The 19,943-nt window shown below is 67.7% G+C and carries 16 protein-coding genes; 7 read left to right on the top strand and 9 right to left on the bottom strand.

The genetic code is table 11. From position 1 onward, the window contains the following. Positions 1-190: 190 nt before the first annotated feature. Positions 191-4,237 (bottom strand): ATP-dependent RNA helicase HrpA, encoded by a 4,047-nt coding sequence (gene hrpA / locus LWW89_RS00270; RefSeq protein WP_293259345.1) that lies wholly within the window; start codon positions 4,235-4,237, stop codon positions 191-193. Positions 4,238-4,591: 354 nt separating this feature from the next. Between hrpA and LWW89_RS00265 the strand changes: the two genes are divergently transcribed. The 3 genes from LWW89_RS00265 to LWW89_RS00255 all read left to right on the top strand — a co-directional run bounded on the left by LWW89_RS00265 (position 4,592) and on the right by LWW89_RS00255 (position 7,179). After that, entirely contained in the window at positions 4,592-5,338 is a 747-nt protein-coding gene (locus LWW89_RS00265) for an SDR family oxidoreductase (RefSeq protein ID WP_293259342.1), read from the top strand. Positions 5,339-5,493: 155 nt separating this feature from the next. Next, the gene (locus tag LWW89_RS00260; protein WP_293259339.1) at positions 5,494-5,907 is read left to right on the top strand and encodes a YidB family protein; all 414 of its coding nucleotides are present in this window, start codon (positions 5,494-5,496) and stop codon (positions 5,905-5,907) included. A 312-nt stretch (positions 5,908-6,219) separates the two neighbouring features. Further along, positions 6,220-7,179 (top strand): bestrophin family ion channel, encoded by a 960-nt coding sequence (locus tag LWW89_RS00255; protein WP_293259336.1) that lies wholly within the window; start codon positions 6,220-6,222, stop codon positions 7,177-7,179. A 21-nt stretch (positions 7,180-7,200) separates the two neighbouring features. On the opposite strand, the gene crcB is transcribed toward LWW89_RS00255, so the two are convergent. Continuing rightward, positions 7,201-7,593, bottom strand: a complete 393-nt coding sequence (gene crcB, locus LWW89_RS00250) for a fluoride efflux transporter CrcB (protein ID WP_293259333.1) — start codon at positions 7,591-7,593, stop codon at positions 7,201-7,203. Between the two features lie 94 nt (positions 7,594-7,687). After that, positions 7,688-8,617 (bottom strand): LysR substrate-binding domain-containing protein, encoded by a 930-nt coding sequence (locus LWW89_RS00245; protein ID WP_293259330.1) that lies wholly within the window; start codon positions 8,615-8,617, stop codon positions 7,688-7,690. A 170-nt stretch (positions 8,618-8,787) separates the two neighbouring features. On the opposite strand from LWW89_RS00245, the gene LWW89_RS00240 reads away from it, so the two are divergent. The 4 genes from LWW89_RS00240 (at position 8,788) to LWW89_RS00225 (ending at position 13,392) form a co-directional block, all read left to right on the top strand. Beyond that, positions 8,788-9,768: a DMT family transporter gene (locus tag LWW89_RS00240; RefSeq protein WP_293259327.1), complete on the top strand. Its 981-nt coding sequence runs from the start codon at positions 8,788-8,790 to the stop codon at positions 9,766-9,768. Between the two features lie 168 nt (positions 9,769-9,936). Next, positions 9,937-11,736 carry a glutamine--tRNA ligase/YqeY domain fusion protein gene (locus LWW89_RS00235; RefSeq protein ID WP_293259324.1) on the top strand — a complete coding sequence of 600 codons (1,800 nt, stop codon included), beginning with the start codon at positions 9,937-9,939 and terminating at the stop codon, positions 11,734-11,736. A gap of 11 nt (positions 11,737-11,747) precedes the next feature. Beyond that, entirely contained in the window at positions 11,748-12,569 is an 822-nt protein-coding gene (gene pyrF, locus LWW89_RS00230; protein ID WP_293259322.1) for an orotidine-5'-phosphate decarboxylase, read from the top strand. Between the two features lies 1 nt (position 12,570). Beyond that, positions 12,571-13,392 (top strand): peptidoglycan DD-metalloendopeptidase family protein, encoded by an 822-nt coding sequence (locus LWW89_RS00225; protein ID WP_293259319.1) that lies wholly within the window; start codon positions 12,571-12,573, stop codon positions 13,390-13,392. 173 nt (positions 13,393-13,565) lie between these two features. Here LWW89_RS00225 and LWW89_RS00220 read toward each other — a convergent pair whose 3' ends face one another. From LWW89_RS00220 to LWW89_RS00195, 6 genes are all read right to left on the bottom strand, one after another. Further along, positions 13,566-14,792, bottom strand: coding sequence for a porin (locus tag LWW89_RS00220; protein WP_293259316.1), 1,227 nt, complete (start codon positions 14,790-14,792; stop codon positions 13,566-13,568). Positions 14,793-15,029: 237 nt separating this feature from the next. Beyond that, positions 15,030-15,833 carry an indole-3-glycerol phosphate synthase TrpC gene (gene trpC, locus LWW89_RS00215; RefSeq protein ID WP_293259313.1) on the bottom strand — a complete coding sequence of 268 codons (804 nt, stop codon included), beginning with the start codon at positions 15,831-15,833 and terminating at the stop codon, positions 15,030-15,032. Beyond that, entirely contained in the window at positions 15,830-16,861 is a 1,032-nt protein-coding gene (gene trpD / locus LWW89_RS00210; protein WP_293259310.1) for an anthranilate phosphoribosyltransferase, read from the bottom strand. The genes trpC and trpD overlap by 4 nt, the downstream gene beginning before the upstream one ends. Continuing rightward, the gene (locus LWW89_RS00205; protein WP_293259307.1) at positions 16,858-17,430 is read right to left on the bottom strand and encodes an aminodeoxychorismate/anthranilate synthase component II; all 573 of its coding nucleotides are present in this window, start codon (positions 17,428-17,430) and stop codon (positions 16,858-16,860) included. Before LWW89_RS00205 ends, trpD begins: the two co-directional genes overlap by 4 nt. 9 nt (positions 17,431-17,439) lie before the next feature. Next, positions 17,440-18,939: an anthranilate synthase component I gene (gene trpE, locus LWW89_RS00200; protein ID WP_293259304.1), complete on the bottom strand. Its 1,500-nt coding sequence runs from the start codon at positions 18,937-18,939 to the stop codon at positions 17,440-17,442. A gap of 257 nt (positions 18,940-19,196) precedes the next feature. Further along, positions 19,197-19,925: a phosphoglycolate phosphatase gene (locus LWW89_RS00195; protein ID WP_293259301.1), complete on the bottom strand. Its 729-nt coding sequence runs from the start codon at positions 19,923-19,925 to the stop codon at positions 19,197-19,199. Between the last annotated feature and the right edge of the window lie 18 nt (positions 19,926-19,943).

The raw sequence follows: 19,943 nt of genomic DNA, 5'->3' as shown, positions 1-19,943 counted from the left end.
CTCCGTGGCAGCGTCAAAAACGCCCCTGGCCAAACCCCGCGCCAGCCGGGCATCTTCAGGCAGGCACCGTGAAAGTCCGCGACTGGCGCGGCGTTTCAGGCAGGCATCGCGGAGAACAAGCACTGGCGCGGCGATCCGGGCAGAAGGCAGCGCGGTCATGCGCAGCGAAACAAAGATCGGTTCCATAACCTCAACCATACTGGATTCCCTCCCACTGCTTCTGTAACCGTTTCACCGACACCGGCACCGGGGTGCGCAGTTCCTGGGCGAACAGGTTCACCCGCAGTTCTTCGAGCAGCCAGCGGAACTGCACCAGTTGCGGATCGGCAACGCCCTGCTTGGCCAGTTGCAGGGCGCGGCGCTCGTAATTGGTCCACAGCGGCGCGTAGTCGGCCAGATTGCGGGCGTCCCGGGCCGGGTCGGCCTTGAGCTTGTCCAGACGCAGTTGGGCGGCTTTCAGGTAGCGGGGAAAGTGTTGCAGGCGCTCGAAGGGCGTATCCGCCACGAAACGTTTGCCCATCAGCCGCTTCACCTGGGCCTCGATGTCCGCCACCACCGCCGGGAAGGCCTTGAAGCCGGGCAGTTTCTTGGTGAGCGTCTGCCACTCGGTGAGCACCTGGCCGGCCAGCCGGGCGACTTCCTGGAGCAGCAGGCCGAGGCGGCTCTTGGCCTCGGCGCAGCGGGCGCGGAACTCGGCCTCGGAAGCGGGCAGCGGGTCGCCGGCGGGCAGGCAGGCGCGCTCGAAGGTGACGGCGACGATCTGGTCGCGCAGCTCTTCCAGGCTGCCCAGGGCCATGTACTGCATGGCCATCTGAGTCAGGCCCGGGATGTTCTTCTCGAAGTACTTCACCTGCTCCTTGAATTGCAGCTGGAACAGCCGGCGCAGACCCTGGCGGTGCACCGCGGCGGCCTCTTCCGGCGAGTCGAACACGGCGAGCGACACCGTTTCGCCCTCGTCCTTCAAGCCCGGGTAGCCAACCACGGTCTGGCCGCCGGCGCGCACTTCGAGCAGTTCCGGCAGCTCGCCGAAGGTCCAGTCGGTAAGGCCGGTGTATTCGGAAGGCGCCTCGTGCAGGTTGGAGAACTCCTGCTTGGCCTCCCGGCCCCACTCGGCGCGCAACTCGGTAAGGCTGCGGCTCATGGCCAGTTGGCGGCCGTGCTCGTCCACCAGCTTGTAGTTCATGGCCAGGTGGGGCGGCAAGGTGTCGGGACGGAAGGCGTCCGGGGTCACCACCCAGCCCCGGGCGTTGAGACCCCGGGTGGCGTGGATGAAGTCGATCAGGGCCGGCAGCAGGCCGAAGTTGAGCTTCTTCTCGTCCGCGCCGCAGGCGGCGACGAACTCGTCGGCGAAGTCCGGCACCGGTACCAGCTTGGCGCGGATCTTCTGGGGCAGGGTTTTCACCAGCTGCACCACCTTGTCCTTGAGCAGGCCGGGCACCAGCCACTCGCCCCGGGTGGCAGAAATGGCATTGAGTTGGGCCAGGGGCAGGGTCAGGGTCACCCCGTCCCGGGGGTTGCCCGGCTCGAAGTGGTAGGCCAGCTTGTACTCGATGCCGCCGATCTTCACCGACGGCGGGAAGGCGTCGGTAGTCACTCCGGCCGCCTCGTGGCGCATCAGGTCGTCCTTTTTCAGGAACAGGACCTTGGGGTCGGTGGCCTCGGCTTCCTTGCGCCAGGCGTCGAAGCCGGCGCCGTTGTAGATGCCCTCCGGAATCAGGTGGTCGTAGAAGGCGAAGATCAGATCGTCGTCCACCAGCACGTCCTGGCGGCGCTGCTTGTGCTCCAGGGTCTCGATCTCGGCGATCAGCTTGCGGTTGTGCTGGTAGAAGGGCCAGCGGCGGACGTAGGCCTCGTCGATCTCGCCGGCCACCAGGCCGTCGCGGATGAAGATCTCCCGGGCCGCCTTGGGGTCCAGGGGGCCGTAGTGGATGCGCTTGCGCGGATTGACCACCACCCCATACAGGGTGGCCCGCTCGAAGGCCACCACCTGCATCGGCTTCTTTTCCCAATGGGGCTCGAACTGGCTGCGCCGGATCAGGTGGGCGCCCACCTCTTCCAGCCACTCCGGCTCGATCTTGGCCACGCAGCGTGCATAGAGCTTGGTGGTTTCGGTCAGCTCGGCGGCCATGATCCAGCGTCCGGCCTTCTTCTGCAGGGCCGAGCCAGGATGGATGAGGAACTTGATGCCCCGGGCGCCCAGGTAGTGGCCGCCTTTTTCGGCGTCCTCGGCCTTGCAGCCGATGTTGCCGAGCAGGCCGGAGAGCAGGGCCTTGTGGATGGCGGCGTAGGCGCCGGGAATGTCGTTTTCCTTCCAGCCCGCCTCCCCCACCAGGGCGTGCAGCTGGCTATGCACCTCGCGCCACTCGCGCATGCGCAGGGGCGAGAGGAAATGGTCCTGGCAGGCCTGGGCCAGCTTGCGGTGGGAGAGGTGCTTGGCCTGCTCCTGATACCACTGCCACAGGGACAGCCAGGCGAGGAATTCGGAGGATTCCTGTTTGTCGTCACCCACCTTGAACATGATGCGGCGGTGGCGCTCGTCGGCGGCCTGGAGCTTGTCCTGGGGCCGGTCCCGGGGGTCCTGCACCGACAGGGCGGCGGCGATCACCAGCAGCTCGCGCAGGCAACCGTTGTCCCGGCCGGCGACGATCATGCGGGCGATGCGCGGGTCCAGGGGCAGCTTGGCCAGTCCGTGGCCGATGCCGGTGAGGCGCTTGTCGTCGTCCAGGGCGCCCAGTTCCTGCAACAGGGCGTAGCCGTCGTTGATGGCCTTGGCCGGCGGCGGCGAGAGGAAGGGGAACTCCTCCACGTCGGAAAGCTTGAGGCCCTTCATGCGCAGGATCACCCCGGCCAGGGACGAGCGCAGGATTTCCGGATCGGGGAAGGCCGGGCGGGCCTTGAAGTCGGCCTCGTCGTAGAGGCGGATGCACACCCCCGCCGCCACACGGCCGCAGCGGCCGGAGCGCTGGTTTGCCGAGGCCTGGGCGATCTTTTCCACCTGCAACTGCTCGATCTTGTTGCGGTAGGAGTAGCGCTTAACCCGGGCCAGGCCCGTATCCACCACGTAGCGGATGCCGGGCACGGTGAGCGACGTTTCCGCCACGTTGGTGGCGAGCACGACGCGGCGCGGCCCGCCGGTCTTGAACACCCGGTCCTGCTCCTGGGCCGAGAGGCGCGAGAACAGGGGCAGGATTTCCGGTTGCGGCCCGGCGAAGTGGTGCTTGCGCAGGGCCTCGGCGGCGTCGCGGATTTCCCGCTCGCCGGGCAAAAAGACCAGCACGTCGCCGGGGCCGACCCGGCACAACTCGTCCACCCCATCGACGATGGCGTCGTACAGGTCGCGCTCTTCGTCCCGGGCCTGCTGGGCCTTCTCCCGGTCGCTGCGGGGGGCGCCGCCAGGGGTGGGTGCCGCATCGGCGGATTGGATCGGCCGGTAGCGCACTTCCACCGGGTAGAGGCGGCCGGACACTTCGATCACCGGCGCCGGCTTGCCGTCCGTGGCGAAGTGCGCGGCGAAGCGCTCGGCGTCGATGGTGGCCGAGGTGACGATCACCTTCAGGTCCGGCCGCTTGGCCAAGATCTGCTTCAGGTAGCCGAGCAGGAAGTCGATGTTCAGGCTGCGCTCGTGGGCCTCGTCGATGATGATCGTGTCGTAGGCGTTGAGATAGGGGTCGCCCTGGGTCTCGGCCAGCAGGATGCCGTCGGTCATCAGCTTGACCACCGATTCGGGCACCGAACGGTCGTGGAAGCGGATCTTCACCCCCACCCCCATGCCCACCTGGGTGTTCAGTTCCTGGGCCAAGCGCGAGGCCACGGAACGGGCGGCCAGACGGCGCGGCTGGGTGTGGCCGATCAGGCCGAACACGCCGCGCCCCTGCTCGATGCAGATCTTGGGCAGCTGGGTGGTCTTGCCCGAGCCGGTCTCGCCGCAGACGATCACCACCTGGTGGTCGCGGATCAGTTTGGCGATCTCGTCGCGCCGGACGTTAACCGGCAGGGCCTCGTCGAAGGTGGGCTGGGGCAGGCGCTTGCGCCGGGCGGCGACGATGCCCTTGGAGCGCTCCAGCAGGGCGTCGAAATCGGCCCGGGCCTTGGCCGCCCGGGGGCCGTTCTGCTTCATCTCGCGCGACAGGGCGCGCAGCTTGGGCCGGTCGGCGGCCAGGCAGTCGGCAAATGCAGTGGCGGGCGCAACGGCGCCCGGCGCCGGACGGGCGCCGGCGCGGGAATGGGTAACCTTCATCGATGCTGATCCAGCCGGGGGCAGAGGGCCCGCCGGGGTAGGTGGGGCGGCGGCATGGGGCGGCGGAAAGGCGCAATCCGAAAACCCGGGCCGCGCGGCGGGCGGCCATGGAAAGGCGCATACCGGGTCGGCGGTGCTTTTCCCGGCCCGCCGTGCCAGCCGCTTGAATGCACAGGGGGAATCGCCCCCACGACGAACCCCGCATCTTACCCGAGGCGGCGCCGGCTGGCGCCGCCCGCCCCGATCCGCACACCAACATGGACGACGGCCCGCACCGAATCTATGCTGCCGTGGTCGCCCTGGCTTTCTTCAGCCGGTTTTCCACGCCGGTCAGGCACTTGCAAAGGACGCACCATGACCCGAGCCCTCCTCATCACCGGCGGCGGCCGTGGCATCGGCGCCGCCACCGCCCGGCTCGCCGCCGAAACCGGCTACGCCGTGTGCATCAGCTACCGGGACAACCATGCCACGGCCGCCGCCGTGGTCGAGTCGATCCGCGCCCAGGGCGGCACGGCCCTGGCGGTGCAGGCCGACGTTTCCCGGGAGGACGAGGTGCTGCGCCTCTTCCGCCAGTTGGATGAAACCTTCTGTTCCCTGTACGGGCTGGTGAACAACGCCGGCATCCTGGAACCCCAGATGGGGGTGGAGACCATGACCGCCGAGCGCATCGCCCGGGTGTTCGCCACCAACGTCACCGGCAGCTTCCTGTGTGCCCGGGAGGCGGTGAAGCGCCTGTCCACGCGCCACGGCGGACCGGGCGGCGCCATCGTCAATGTCTCGTCCCGGGCGGCACGGCTGGGGGCGCCGGGGGAATACGTGGACTACGCCGCCTCCAAGGCCGCCGTGGACACCCTCACCATCGGCCTGGCCCGGGAAGTGGCGGCCGAGGGCATCCGGGTAAACGCCGTGGCCCCCGGGGTCATCGCCACCGACATCCACGCCAGTGGCGGCGAGCCCGGGCGAGTGGAGCGGGTAAAGGCAGGCATCCCGATGCAGCGCGGTGGCACCCCGGAGGAAGTGGCCCGGGCCATCCTGTGGCTGCTCTCGGACGAGGCCTCCTACACCACCGGTGCCATCCTCGATGTGGGGGGCGGACGCTGACGCCGCCGTGGATGAATCTCCCGCTTCCGTAGTGGACATTCCCCCCTTCCCCTCCTAGGCTGATCTCTCGACCCGCCACCGCCGCTCGCCTCGGCACGCGGAGCGCAACCGGTAGCGGCCAATGGTAGCGGCCAATTTGAGTCAAGGAGAGCGCCATGGGGTTATTGGACACACTCACCGGGCAGGTGCTCGGCTCCCTGTCGGGAGAAGGGGCGCAACGTCCCGCCGGCCTGGCCGATGCCATCCTGGCCCTGGTCAACGATCCCCAGTCGGGCGGGCTGCGGGGCCTGATCGGCGCCTTCGAGCAGCAGGGGCTGGGAGACATCGTCTCGTCCTGGATCGGCACCGGCCAGAACCAACCGGTTTCCGCCGAACAGGTGCAGTCGGCCCTGGGCAGCGAGCAGGTCGACGCCATCGCCCAAAAACTGGGGGTGACCTCTCAGGAGGCCTCTGGGCACTTGGCCGAGTTGCTGCCCCAGATCGTCGACAAGCTGACCCCGAACGGCACCGTACCCGAAGGAGGGGACCTGGCCGGCATGCTGGGTTCCCTCAAGGACCTGCTGCGCTGAACGGCTGCATGCCAGCACCTGAAACCATGCCAGGCGTAGCCGGCAGACGATGAGCGCGGGCCTCAATCCGGTCCCCGGATACAGGCCCGGTCTATGGCATGTGCGAGGAAGCGCCCGGTCAATCACCTCCGGGCGGAGCACGTCTGCATTTGCCGCCATGCTCGTACTGTCTAATCCCGCGTGAACGGGTGGGCCTCACGAGGGCTTTGCACTCAGCCTCGCTGACTTGGCCCCTCCCATCGCCCCGGCCCATCCAGCCTGGGCACTTTTACGGCTTGCCGGAGCCCGGCGGGCGAGGCAGGATCATGACCTTTGCCAAACGCCACCGCGCCCGCCGCCGCCATGATCGTCCGCCCCAAACTCCACTGGTTCCGCATGCTGTTCGTCTGGCGCGGGTCCGTGCTGGGCATGGTGGCGCCGCGGCTGCTGGGCATCCTGGCGATTTCGGTGCTGGCTCTGGCGGGGCACCTGTGGTTCCGCGATTTCGGCGTGCGCCTCAACCCCGCTCCGTTCAGCCTGGTGGGCATCGCCCTGGCGATTTTCCTGGGCTTTCGCAACAACGTCAGCTACGACCGTTTCTGGGAAGGGCGGCGCCTGTGGGGGCAACTGGTGATCGCCGCCCGGGCCCTGAGCCGCCAGGCCATCACCCTGCCAAACCTGCCCCCCGGCGATGCCCGGGTGCGCCACTTCGCCGCCCTGGTGATCGCCCTGAGTCACAGCCTCAAGCACCAGTTGCGGGACGAGCCGCCCCAGGCCGACCTGGAGCGGCTGCTGCCGGCGGACCTGGCGGCCCGCGTCGGTGCGGCCCGGTTCGTCCCCGTGGCCCTGCTCACCGAACTGGCCCGCTGGGTGCAGGAGCGGCGCCGCGAGGGAGCGCTGCCGGACATCCTGGCGGCCAACATGGACACCAACCTGGACCGCATCGCCGAAATCATCGCCAGTTGCGAGCGCATCGCCAACACGCCGATCCCCTACGCCTACAACGTGCTGCTGCACCGCACCGTGTATTGCTATTCGGCCCTGCTGCCCTTCGGGCTGGTGGACAGCATCGGCCTGCTCACCCCCTTGATGGCGGTATTCGTGGCCTACACCTTCATGGCCCTGGAGGCGATCGCCAGCGAACTGGAAGACCCCTTCGGCCGGGAGCCCAACGACCTGGCCCTGGACGCCCTGTCCCGCACCATCGAACGCACGGTGCTGGAAATCGTCGGCGTGCCGCCGGCGGAGCTACCGCCGGCCATGGTGCCGGACCGCGACTACCGGCTCACCTGAACCGCTGGCCCCACGGCCGGATCAGCCCCAGATGCGGGTCGCCCCCAGGGTGGCCAGCCCCAGCCAGGTGGCGGTCAGCGAACCCGCCAGGTGCACCCCGCCGAGCAGCAGGGCCCAGCCGGGCTGGCCCGAGAGCAGGCGCTCCACCACTTCGGCGGAAAAGGTCGAGAAGGTGGTGAGCCCACCGAGGAAGCCGGTGATCACCAGCAGCTTGAATTCTGCCGGCAGGCCGCTGTTGAGGTGGAACACCGCCACCGCCACGCCGACCAGATAGCCCCCCAGCAGGTTGGCCGCCACCGTGCCCAGGGGCAGGGCCGGCAGCAGGGGGTTGAGGAGCAGGCCCAGGCCCCAGCGCAGCCAGGCGCCCAGGGCGGCACCGCCGCCGATGGCGGCAAAACTCAAACCGTAGTTCATGGGAAGGTTCCGAAGGGGATGGGGCCGGCGGCCCCGGCTGTCCGCCATTGTACGAAATGCGCGGAATCCCGCCGCCCCTCCGTCATCCCGAACCTCAGGCCGGCAGCGGCTCACGACGCGGAGCGGCCCCGCCCGCCGCCCCTGCATTCCCCAGGCCACCGGCCCGGCCCTGCCACAAACGGGCCTCGAACATCTCCACCAGCCGGGTGGCCGCCGGCCATTCGCCGTCGGGGGCGAACAGGGCCACCCATTCCACGTCCGGCAGGGCCGGCAGCCCGTCGCGCACCCGGGCCAGGCCCGGGCCGAGCAGGCTCGCCGGCAGGGGAGTGACCGCCAGCCCAGCCGCCACCGCCTGGCGCAGCCCCGTGTGGCTGTGGCCGGAAAAGGCCTGGCGCCAGGGGATGCCGGCCTGGCTGAGGGCGGCCTGGGCCACTACGCGGAAGATGCAGGTTTCCTGGAACAGGGCCAGGGGCAGGGGCCGTTCCTGCGCCGCGCCGCCCCGCTCGCCCGTGACCCACACCATGGGCTCGCGCCACAGGGGGCGGCCCTCGGCGGTGGGCTGGGTGCCGATGCGCTTGATCAGGGCCATGTCCAGCTCGCCGGCCTGGACCCGGGCGGCGAGGCGCGCCGACAGGTCGCACTCCAGGGCCAGGCGCACCCGGGGATAGGCCTGGTGGAAGTCCTCCATGACCCCGGCCAGATCCCGCTCCATGATCTCTTCGGCCAGGCCGACGCGCAGGCTGCCGGCCAGCTCGGGCTCGGCGAAGCAGCCCACCGCCTCGTCGTTGAGACGCAGGATGCGCCGGGCGTAGTCGAGCAGCAGCAGTCCTTCCGGGGTGGGGCCGTCGAGGCGCCCCTGGGAGCGCACCAGCAGGGGGTGGCCGACCAAATCCTCCAGGCGCTTGATCTGCAGACTGACCGCTGACTGGGTGCGGCCCAGGCGGCTGGCGGCCAGGGAAAAGCTGGCGGCGTCGGCGGTGGCGACCAGGGCGCGCAGCAGGTCCATATCCAGGTGGCGGGGCATGATTTCAATCGCTCATATTGAATCCAGAATTATCAATTTATCAAATTTTGCCGCGACCGCTAGGGTATCGGGGTGACATCGTCGGCACGCGGTGCCGCCCCGCCACGGGGCCCGCTGCCGGCACGACGCAAACGGCGGACCACACCGACCCGCCTCCCCCGGAGCCTTTCATGAACAACGCCACCGCCGCCCCTCTTCCCCTTGCCTCGGGAGCCACCGCAACCGGGCCCCGCCCCACCGCCGGCGCCCCCTCCCGAGCCGCCCTGGCGGCCGCCGGCCTGGCCTTCAGCGTCATCTGGAGCTCGGCCTTCATTGCCGGCAAGGTCGGCCTCCACTACGCCGGCCCGCTCACCATCCTGGCCATGCGCTTTCTCGCCGCCGGCCTGCTGCTCGCCGCGGTGTGCACCCTCCAGGGCCGCCGCCTGGGCGGCATGACCCTGCCGGGCCGCACCCTGGTGGCCGGGGTGCTGTACAACGCGGTTTACCTGGGTCTGGCCTACTGGGGCATGCAGGCCACCCCGGCGGCCCTCACCTCGATTCTGGTGAGCACCTGCCCCCTGCTCACCCTGCTCTTCGCCGCCCTGATCGGCGGAGAGCGGCTGACCCCGGCCAAGGTTCTCGGCGTTCTCCTGGGCCTGGCCGGGGTGGTGTGGATCACCCAGCATCGGCTGGCGGTGGACCATCTCGATCCGCTGTCCCTGGCTGCCATCCTGGCCGGCACCCTGGCCCTGGCCTTGGGCACGGTGCTGACCAAGCGGGTGGCGGGTAGCCAGGACATGCTGGTGGCGGTGACCTTGCAGATGCTGTGCAGCGGTCTGGTGCTGCTCCTGCCCGCCTGGGGCTGGGAGGGGCTGCGCTTCGAAAACGCCGCCGGGTTGTGGTGGAGCCTGGCCTACAGCGCCGGCGTGGCCTCCCTAGGCACCACCTTGCTGATGTTCTGGATGCTGCGCCACGGCCAGGCCGGCACCGCCAGCAGCTTCCACTTCCTCAACCCCTTCTTCGGTACCCTGTTCGCGGTGGTCCTGCTCGGCGAGCCGCTCTACGCCAGCGACCTGCTCGGGGTGGTGCCGATCGCCGTCGGCATCGTGCTGGTGGCTCGCGGTAGCGGCAACGGAAGGCCCCGCACCGCCCCGGGGACCCGGCCGGACTGATAAAATCGGGGTTTTGCGCGACCGGCTGGAAACGTCCGCCCCGGCCCTGCTCCGGCAGGCCTGCCCGGACGAGCTTTCCGGCCCGCGCCCCGGGGCGGGCCCCGTGCCGCCGCGCAGTACGCCGGCACGCCAACGCACCGCCCCGCCACCCCTCTTTCCGCCCGCGCCATGACCGACCGCAAGAACGAGCACGTCCCAGCCGCCAACTTCATCCGCAACATCGTCGAGGCCGACCTGGCTGCCGACAAGTTCGCCAGCCGCCGCTGGGCCGGCCGTCCCGGCCCCGCCGCCTCCCAGGCCGAGGCCCCCCCGGATGCTGCCAAGATCCGCACCCGCTTCCCGCCGGAGCCCAACGGCTACCTGCACTTCGGCCACGCCAAGTCGATCTGCCTCAACTTCGGCCTGGCCAAGCAGTTCGGCGGCCGCTGCCACCTGCGCTTCGACGACACCAACCCGGAGAAGGAAGAGCAGGAATACGTCGATTCGATCATCGACGCCGTGAAGTGGCTCGGCTTCGACTGGCAGGACGGCCAGGAGGACAACCTCTACCACGCCTCCGACTACTTCGACTGGATGGTGCAGTTTGCCGAAAGCCTGATCGCCACCGGCCACGCCTACGTGGACAGCCAATCCGCCGAGGAAATGCGCGCCAACCGGGGCACCCTGACCCAGCCGGGCAAGGACAGCCCCTACCGCAACCGCAGCGTGGCCGAGAACCAGGACCTGTTCCGCCGCATGCAGGCCGGCGAATTCGCCGACGGCGCCCACATCCTGCGCGCCAAGATCGACATGGCCTCGCCCAATATCAACCTGCGCGACCCGGCCATCTTCCGCATCCGCCACGCCACTCACCACCGCACCGGCGACAAGTTCTGCGTGTACCCCATGTACACCTTCGCCCACCCGATCGAGGATGCGCTGGAGAACATCACCCACTCCATCTGCACCCTGGAGTTCGAGGACCAGCGCCCCTTCTACGACTGGCTGCTGGAGCGCCTGGCCGACGCCGGCCTGCTGCTGCGCCCCCTGCCCCACCAGTACGAGTTCTCGCGCCTCAACCTGACCTACGTGGTCCTCTCCAAGCGCAAGCTGATCCAGCTGGTGGAGGAAAAGCACGTCGAGGGCTGGGACGACCCGCGCCTGCCCACCCTAGTGGGCGCCCGCCGGCGGGGCTACACGGCCGAAGGCTTTCGTCTGCTGATGGAACGGATCGGCGTGACCAAGTCCGATTCCCTGATCGACTATTCGGTGCTCGAAGAGTGCATGCGCGAGACCCTCAACGAATCCGCCGAGCGCCGCATCGCCGTGCTCGATCCGTTGAAGCTCATCATCACCAACTACCCGGAGGGCCAGAGCGAGGAGTGCCACGCCCCCAACCACCCGCTCAAGCCCGAACTGGGCAAGCGGGCCATGCCGTTCAGCCGGGAGTTGTGGATCGAGCGCGAGGACTTCATGGAGGAGCCGGTCAAGGGGTACCACCGCCTCTATCCGGGCAATATGGCCCGCCTGCGCTACGGCTTCGTGGTCAAGTGCACCGGCTGCGAGAAGGATGCCGCCGGCAACGTCACCGCTGTACTGTGCGAGTACCTGCCCGACTCCAAGTCCGGCACCCCGGGCGCCGACAACTACAAGGTCAAAGGCAACCTGCACTGGGTGTCCGCCGCCCATGCCTACACCGCCGAGGTGCGCCTCTACGACCGCCTGTTCAAGGTGCCCCACCCGGGCGCCCGCCGCGAGGGCGATCCGGAGGACCTGGAACGCAACTTCCTCGACGACATCAACCCGAATTCAAAGGTGGTCATCACCGCCCAGTTGGAGCCCGCACTGAAGGACGCCCGGGCCGAGGAACGCTTCCAGTTCGAACGCCACGGCTACTTCGTCGCCGACCGTGTCGATTCCAAGACGGGCACCCCGGTGTTCAACCGGGCGGTGACCCTTAAGGATTCCTGGGGCCACGGGGCCAAGTAAGGGACGAGACGATGACCACGACCTTTACCCAGTCCCTGGCTGCCGCCTGGCAGAAGAACGACTCGCTGCTGTGCGTCGGCCTCGATCCCGAGCCGACCAAGTTCCCCGCCCACCTCCAGGGCCGGCCGGATGCCATCTTCGAGTTCTGCAAAGGCATCGTCGATGCCACCGCCGACCTGGTGTGCTGCTTCAAGCCCCAGATCGCCTACTTCGCCGCCCATCGCGCCGAAGACCAGCTCGAAGCCCTGATCGCCCACATCCATGAGCGCCACCCGGGCATTCCGGTGATCCTCGACGCCAAGCGCGGCGACATCGGCAGCACCGCCGAGCAGTACGCCATCGAAGCCTTCGAACGCTTCCAGGCCGACGCCATCACCGCCAGCCCCTACATGGGCCGGGATTCGGTCACCCCCTACCTGGCCTACCCGGACAAGGGCGTGATCCTGCTCTGCCGTACCTCAAACCCCGGCGGCAGCGACCTGCAATTCCTCGACGTGGGCAACGGCGAGCGCCTGTTCGAGCGGGTCGCCAAGCTGGTCGCCACCGAATGGAACACCACCGGCCAATGCGCCCTGGTGGTGGGGGCCACTTTCCCGGCTGAGATCGCCCGGGTGCGCAGCATCGTCGGCGACCTACCCCTGCTGGTGCCGGGCATCGGCGCCCAGGGCGGCGACATTCAGGCCACGGTGGAAGCGGGCAAGACCGCCGGCGGGACCGGGCTGATGATCAGCTCGTCCCGGGCCATTCTCTACGCCGGCAAGGACGAGAACTTCGCCACGGCCTCCCACCAGGTCGCACAGGAAACCCGGAATGCGATCAACCGCTATCGCTGACATGCGCCCCGTACTGCTGACCACACTGCTAGCCTTGGCCGGGTCTATCCAGGGGGCCCAGGCGGCCCCGCAAAACCTGCCCGTGCCCGGCGGCGTTGCCGTGGTGCCGCTCAACGCACCCAAGGGCCAAGCGCCCAAAGCCCGCCTCGGTGACGCCCCGGTCGCAGTCATCCAGGAACGCGGCCGCTGGCTCGCCCTGGTCGGCATTCCCCTGGACACGCCAGCCGGGGAGCTTCCCCTTACCGTGGAAAGCGGCGGGAACACTGGTTTCGTGCCGATCTCGGTGCGCGACAAGACGTACCCGGTGCAGCGCCTTACGGTCCGCAACCCGCGCCACGTCAATCCCAATCCCGACGACGAGGTCCGCATCGCCCGAGAAACCAGCGTGCTCACCCAGGCAAAGCGTCATTTCTCGGCAGCGGCACCGCAAACTAATTTCCAACTGCCCGCCCAGGGCCGCCTCTCGTCGCGCTTCGGCCTGCGCCGCTTCTTCAACGGCGAGCCGCGCAACCCCCACACCGGACTAGACGTCGCTGTCGGTACCGGCACCCCGATCCACGCCCCGGCAGCCGGCACCGTGCTCAATACCGGCGATTACTTCTTCACCGGCAACACGGTCTTCCTCGACCACGGCCAGGGCCTGATCACCGCCTACATGCACCTCTCGCATATCGACGTGCGCGAAGGCGACCGCATCGCCCAAGGCCAACAACTCGGCGCCGCCGGCGCCACCGGCCGGGTTACCGGCCCGCACCTGCATTGGGCAGTTTTTCTCAATGGCACGGCCGTTGAGCCTGAGGTTTTTCTAGCACCCAAACGCTGAAGCAAGGGAGCCGTCCACAAGGACGCCTGTCCTTAAGGCACCCGCTCGCGCGCAGTACCACTGCGGAATAGTGAGCCAGCTGTTGCTTCGGCACTCGTAACCCTGAGAAAATCCACAAACGAAAAACGGGCACCCGAAGGTGCCCGTTTCAACTTCAGATCGTCGGAAGACGATTAGAAGGAGTGACGCACGCCCACTTGGACGCCGTTCAGCTTGGCACCAAGGCCACCATTGGCGGCGGTGTTGATACCAGCGGCATTGATACCGTAGTCGTAGTTGGCGTTCTTGTCGTTACCCAGGTAGGAGTAGACAGCCTTGACGATGGTGCGCTTGGACAGGCTGTGCTCGTAGCCCAGTTCGAACAGCTTGGCGCCAGTTTGAGCGGGGATACCAGCAACCAGATCACCCGTTACGTTCTGAGCACGGTAGAACTGAGAAACGATCTTACCGTTGGTGGTCACGTTATAGGTAGCACCCAGGCCCCAAACGATTTGGTGCATGTTGCCAACAACGTTCTGGAAGCTAGTACGTTCCACCAGGGCACGGACGGAGGCCACGCCGAAGTTGTAGGAACCACCCAGACGCAGGTCGGAAACGCGAGTTTCGTTGGTGTCGCGCAGGGTCACGGCGTTGTAGGTCAGGCCAGCCAGGATCGGGCCATTGTTGTAGTTCACGCCCAGGTCGTAACCTTGGGTATTGGCAGCAGACGCAGGAGCCGCATCGAAGCCATGGTTCTCGTTAGCCACATAAGCCGCGGTCACGGTCACGCCAGCAAAGCTGGGAGACACGTAGGCAATGGCATTCTTCCAACGGGTATCGAAGAGGGAGGTGCAGGTGGAGGAACGATCGCAACCAACCAGGGAAGTATTGGTAACCTTACCGTTCACCAGGCTGGCAGTAGAGGAAGTGCCATAGGAGGTCGGGGTGAAGTTGCCATTGGCGTTAGTGGTACCAACCAGAGCATTGCTCAGCTTGCCGATCAGGGCAGTGTTAGCACCGATACCAGTCGCACCAGCGTTCACGTCCAGAGCAGCGCCCAGGGCACGGGTCGGGCCGGTCAGGTTACCAGCGACGACGGTACCGAAGCCACCGGCCAGACCCACGAAGCTGTCACGGCTGGCCCAGGTGCCAGTGGCCTGGTCGGAGCTGATACCGCTTTCAAACTGGAACACAGCCTTCAGGCCGTTACCCAGGTCTTCGGTACCCTTGAAGCCCAGGTAGGAGGAGTTGGTGGAGACGCGGTTGGTGGAACCGAGCTTGTCGCCGGCAGCAGCGGTGCTGGAAGCACGCACGTTGTCGAAGGTGGCGTCAGCAACACCGTAGATGGTGACGTTGGTCTGAGCGAAAGCCGGAGCGGCGGCGAGGCCGGCGACGGCGAGGGCGATCAGCTTCTTCTGCATATCGATCTCCTAATAATTGGCGGGGTGTTCCCGGAAAGCTCTCATTCGAGAGTTGAACGCATTCTGGCAAGGGGCACCGGGCCGGGGCAACCCGGTTTTAGCCTTGGGTGGCTATGAATCCGCAATACGTTGCAAAAAAACAACAACGCTGTGGATCAAATCGGGCCGTACTTCAACATTCGCCCACAAGCTTATGATTCGAATCGTCTTAAGGCACCAAAGACTGCCAGCCCAGCCTTAGCGCGAATGAAACAGCCCGGCCAGGGCCAAACCCGGGTCCGGGGCGCGCATGAAGGCTTCGCCGACGAGGAAGGCGTCAACGTTATGCCCACGCATCAAAGCTACGTCCTCGGCCGCCAGGATGCCCGACTCGGTCACCACCCGGCGCCCGGCGGGGATGCGCGGGAGCAGGTCCAGGGTGGTTTGCAGGCTGACCTCGAAGGTGCGCAGATTGCGGTTGTTGATGCCGACCAGGGGTGTGCGCAGTTGCAATGCCAAGTCCAGCTCGGCGGCGTCGTGCACCTCCACCAGCACCGCCAGGCCCAGGGCTTCGGCGGCGGCCTCCAGGTCCTTGAGGCGCGGCAGGTCAAGCGCGGCGACGATCAGCAGGATGGCGTCCGCCCCCATGGCGCGGGCTTCAGCCACCTGATACTCGTCCACCAGGAAATCCTTGCGGATCACCGGCAACGTGCAGGCGGCCCGGGCCTGTTGCAGATACTCGGGGGCGCCCTGGAAGAACTGCCTGTCGGTGAGCACCGACAGGCAGGCGGCGCCGTGGGCGGCATAGCTGGCGGCGATCTCGGCCGGGCGGAAGTCGGCGCGCAGCACGCCTTTGGACGGGCTGGCCTTTTTCACCTCGGCGATCACCCCGGCCTGACCCGCGGCAATCTTGGCCTCGATGGCGCCGACGAAGTCGCGCACCGGGTTATCCCGATTGGCGGCCTCGGCCTCCGCGCGCAGCGCCGCCAGGGGCTTGGCGGCCCGGGCGGCGGCCACTTCCTCGGCTTTTACCGCGAGGATTTTCTTCAGGACGTCGCTCATGCCGACTCCTTGAACTGCCGGGTGAAGGCGATGAACTGGTCGAGCTTTGCCCGGGCCGCGCCGCTGGCGATGGTGTCCAGGGCCAGCTCCACGCCCTCGGCCAGGCTCGGCACATGGTCGGCCACGTAGAGGGCCGCCCCGGCGTTCATGGCGACGATGTCGCGGCCGGCGGTGTGGCGATTCTCCAGGGTGGCGATGACCATCTCCTGGGACTCCTGCACCGACCCTACTTGCAGGGCGCGGGGATCGTGCACCGGCAGGTTGAAGTCCTCGGGATGAATCTCGTACTCGCGGATCTTGCCGTCCTTGAGCTCGCCGATCAGGGTGCGGCCGGACACGGAAATCTCGTCGAGCCCTTCCAGGCCGAACACGGTGAAGGCGCGCTTGGAGCCGAGCCGTTGCAGCACCCGGATCAGGATGCCCACCAGATCGGCGTGGAACACGCCGAGCACCTGGCGCTCGGCCCGGGCCGGGTTGGTCAGGGGGCCGAGGATGTTGAAGATGGTGCGCACCCCCAGCTCGCGCCGCACCGGGGCGGCGTGCTTCATGGCGCCGTGATGGTTGGGGGCGAACATGAAGCCCATGCCCACCTGGTCGATGCAGCGGGCGATGTGCTCCGGGGTCAGGTTGATGTCGGCGCCCAGGGCCTCCAAAGCGTCAGCACTGCCCGACTTGCTCGAAACCGAACGGCCGCCGTGCTTGGCCACCTTGGCCCCGGCCGCCGCCGCCACGAACATGGAGGTGGTGGAAATATTGAAGGAGTGGGCGCCGTCGCCGCCGGTGCCGACGATGTCCACCACCGCGTTGGGATCGGCCACCGGCACCGGGGTGGCGAACTCGCGCATCACCTGGGCGGCGGCGGCGATCTCGCCGATGGTTTCCTTCTTCACCCGCAGGGCGGTGGTGATGGCGGCGATCATCACCGGGCTCATCTCGCCGGACATGATCTGACGCATCAGATCGAGCATTTCGTCGTGGAAGATCTCCCGGTGCTCGATGCAGCGGGTCAGGGCATCCTGCGGGGTCATCGTGCGTGCTCCTTCAAAAAGTTGGCCAGCAGGTCATGGCCGCGCTCGGTGAGGATGGATTCGGGGTGGAACTGGACGCCCTCGACCGCCAGGGTCTTGTGGCGCAGGCCCATGATCTCGCCGTCGTCGGTCCAGGCGGTGATCTCCAGGCAATCGGGCAGGGACTCACGCTCCACCGCCAGAGAGTGGTAGCGGGTGCAGGTGAGCGGATTGGGCAGCCCCTTGAACACGCCCACGTCCTGGTGGTGCACCGGCGACGTCTTGCCGTGCATCAGTTGCTTGGCGTGCACCACCTTGCCGCCGAAGGCCTCGCCGATGGACTGATGCCCCAGGCACACGCCGAGGAGCGGAATCTTGCCGGCGAACTCGCGGATGGCGGCCAGGGAGACCCCGGCCTGGGCCGGCGCGCAGGGCCCCGGAGAGATCACCAGATACTCCGGATCGAGCCGGGCGATCTCGGCCAGGGTGATGGCGTCGTTGCGGTACACCCGCACGTCCTGCCCCAGCTCGCCGAAGTACTGGACGATGTTGTAGGTAAAGCTGTCGTAATTGTCGATCATCAGCAACATGGCAATTCCTCACTGCAAGCGGGTGTCGAGGCCGCCTTCGGCCATTTCCGCGGCACGCAGCACGGCGCGGGCCTTGTTCTGGGTTTCCTGCCATTCGGCGTCCGGGTTGGAATCGGCGACGATGCCAGCCCCGGCCTGGACGAGCAGTTGGCCGTCCTTGATCACCGCAGTACGGATGGCGATGGCCAGGTCCATGTCGCCGTTGAAGCCCAGGTAGCCCACGGCGCCGGCGTAGATGCCGCGCTTGACCGGCTCCAGCTCGTCGATGATCTCCATGGCCCGCACCTTGGGGGCGCCGGAGACGGTGCCCGCCGGGAAGGTGGCCTTGAGTACGTCCAGGGCGTCCAGGCCCGGCTTGAGACGGCCTTCCACGTTGGAAACGATGTGCATCACGTGGGAATAGCGCTCGATCACCATGGTGTCGGTGAGCTTCACCGATCCGGTGGTGGCCACCCGGCCCACGTCGTTGCGGCCCAGGTCGAGCAGTTGCACATGCTCGGCCCGCTCCTTCTCGTCGGCCAGCAGCTCGGCGGCCAGGGCGGCGTCCTCTTCCGGACTGGCGCCGCGCTTGCGGGTGCCGGCGATGGGCCGCAGGGTGACGCGCTTGCCCTGCCCCTGCTCATCGCCCTGCCCTTCGACCCGGACCAGGATCTCCGGCGAGGCGCCGACGATATGGAAGTCCTCCAGGTTGAAATAGAACATGTAGGGCGAGGGGTTCAGGCTGCGCAGCGCCCGGTACAGGGCCAGGGGCGTGGCGCCGAAGGGCTTGACCATGCGCTGGGAGAGCACCACCTGCATGATGTCGCCCTCGGTGATATAACGCTTGGCCTTGACCACGGCTTCCTTGAAGCGGGCCTCGCCGAACACCGAGACGGCGGGCTGGGAGGTGCAGGGGGTTTCCGTGGGCACGGCGGCGGGCTGGCGCAGCCTGGCGAGCAGTTCCTTGAGGCGCGCCTGGGCCTTCTGGTAGGCCCCGGGGAAGCCCGGCTCGGCATAGACCACCAGGGTCAGCTTGCCGGACAGGTTGTCCACCACCGCGATCTCTTCCGAGAGCAGCAGCAGGATGTCCGGGGTGCCCAGGTCGTCGGCCTTGGCGGTGCGGGTCAGGCGCGTTTCGATGTAGCGCACCGTGTCGTAGCCGAAGGCGCCCACCAGGCCGCCGCAGAAACGCGGCAGGCCGGCCACCGGGGCGACGCGGAAGCGCTTCTGGAAGCGGGCGACGAAATCGAGGGGATTGGTGTCGTCCTCCCGCTCGGCGATGCGGTTGTGGTTGAGCACCAGCACCTGGTGGCCATGTACCGCGATGCGGGTCGGGCTCTGCAGGCCGATGATCGAGTAGCGGCCGAAGCGCTCGCCGCCCTGCACCGATTCGAGCAGGTAGGTGTAGGGCGCGTCGGCCAGCTTCAGATAGATGGAGAGGGGGGTGTCGAGATCGGCGAAGGTCTCGAGGGTCACCGGGATACGGTTGTACCCCTGCGCGGCAAGCGCGTTGAATTCGGTTTCGGTCACAGCAACCTCGCAAGCAGGTTTTTACTTCTTTGAACGCCCCCGTGCGGGGAGGGGCGCGTCGTTGCCCGGGTGTCAGCCGTCCGGGCCCGGACGGGGGATTAATGTTGGCGCGGCGAGCGCCACCAACCCTGCCACGATTGCCAGCGCTGCTGGCCGATCAGGCATTCCGTCCGGAAAACGACGTTCTTGCGGGTCACGATGGGTGGGAAGTGAGGTTCTAGCTCAGGGTCATTGCCGGCGGAATCGTTACGCTTCAATCACGAGTGCCGCGCCGGCGGTGGAAGCTCCCCGCCTTGGCGGAGGCTTTCGTTCCATGCCGCCACCATGCGGGCGGCGTCATGAAGGTCCGATACTAGCGCATGGCAGGAAGCGACGTCTACCGATGACTCTGTCACCGGCCGTCCCTCGTTGTAGCCGTAGGGTACGCCGATGGTCAGACAGCCGGCGCCCCGGGCGGCGATGAAGTCGTTGCTCGAATCGCCGACGTGGACATTCTCCGCCGGCAGGCAGCCCAGCAGCTCGCAGGCGTGGCGTACCGGCGCCGGGTCCGGCTTTTTCTGCGCCAGGGTGTCGCCGGATACCACCGCGGCGAAGTAGTGGGCCAGCCCCTGGCGTTCGAGCAGCGGCAGGGTGAAGGCCTCGGGCTTGTTGGTCACCACCCCGAGCTTGAGCCCCTGGGCCGCCAGGGCGTCCAGCCCGGCGAACACACCGGGATAGGGCTGCGCCGTCCGGCCATTGGTTTCGGCGTAGTGGCGGCGAAAGGCGGCGATGCCGGCCTGCACCAAGGCGGGTTCCGGCGGCGCGCTCCAGGTCAGGCAGCGCTCCACCAGCACCGCCATGCCTTTGCCGACGAAATTGCGTACCTCGTCGTCGCTGCGCGGCGGCTGGCCCAGCTCGGCCAGCATGGCATGGCAGGCGGCGGCCAGGTCGGGCACCGTGTCGAGCAGGGTGCCGTCCAGGTCCAGGGTTACCGAAAGGAGCGCCATGGCGGTCACCGGCCCGTC

The organism is Oryzomicrobium sp., assembly GCF_021287045.1.
Classification (GTDB): domain Bacteria; phylum Pseudomonadota; class Gammaproteobacteria; order Burkholderiales; family Rhodocyclaceae; genus Oryzomicrobium.
The sequence above is the reverse complement of the archived record's forward strand: the minus strand, read 5'-3'. Positions and strand labels throughout refer to the sequence as shown.

Excerpts from the sequence above, each read along its gene's own strand:
- hrpA (WP_293259345.1), bottom strand. The coding sequence starts at position 4,237 with ATGAAGGTTACCCATTCCCGCGCCGGCGCCCGTCCGGCGCCGGGCGCC.
- LWW89_RS00265 (WP_293259342.1), top strand. The coding sequence starts at position 4,592 with ATGACCCGAGCCCTCCTCATCACCGGCGGCGGCCGTGGCATCGGCGCC.
- LWW89_RS00260 (WP_293259339.1), top strand. The coding sequence starts at position 5,494 with ATGGGGTTATTGGACACACTCACCGGGCAGGTGCTCGGCTCCCTGTCG.
- crcB (WP_293259333.1), bottom strand. The coding sequence starts at position 7,593 with ATGAACTACGGTTTGAGTTTTGCCGCCATCGGCGGCGGTGCCGCCCTG.
- LWW89_RS00245 (WP_293259330.1), bottom strand. The coding sequence starts at position 8,617 with ATGCCCCGCCACCTGGATATGGACCTGCTGCGCGCCCTGGTCGCCACC.
- LWW89_RS00240 (WP_293259327.1), top strand. The coding sequence starts at position 8,788 with ATGAACAACGCCACCGCCGCCCCTCTTCCCCTTGCCTCGGGAGCCACC.
- LWW89_RS00235 (WP_293259324.1), top strand. The coding sequence starts at position 9,937 with ATGACCGACCGCAAGAACGAGCACGTCCCAGCCGCCAACTTCATCCGC.
- pyrF (WP_293259322.1), top strand. The coding sequence starts at position 11,748 with ATGACCACGACCTTTACCCAGTCCCTGGCTGCCGCCTGGCAGAAGAAC.
- LWW89_RS00225 (WP_293259319.1), top strand. The coding sequence starts at position 12,571 with ATGCGCCCCGTACTGCTGACCACACTGCTAGCCTTGGCCGGGTCTATC.
- LWW89_RS00220 (WP_293259316.1), bottom strand. The coding sequence starts at position 14,792 with ATGCAGAAGAAGCTGATCGCCCTCGCCGTCGCCGGCCTCGCCGCCGCT.
- trpC (WP_293259313.1), bottom strand. The coding sequence starts at position 15,833 with ATGAGCGACGTCCTGAAGAAAATCCTCGCGGTAAAAGCCGAGGAAGTG.
- trpD (WP_293259310.1), bottom strand. The coding sequence starts at position 16,861 with ATGACCCCGCAGGATGCCCTGACCCGCTGCATCGAGCACCGGGAGATC.
- LWW89_RS00205 (WP_293259307.1), bottom strand. The coding sequence starts at position 17,430 with ATGTTGCTGATGATCGACAATTACGACAGCTTTACCTACAACATCGTC.
- LWW89_RS00195 (WP_293259301.1), bottom strand. The coding sequence starts at position 19,925 with ATGGCGCTCCTTTCGGTAACCCTGGACCTGGACGGCACCCTGCTCGAC.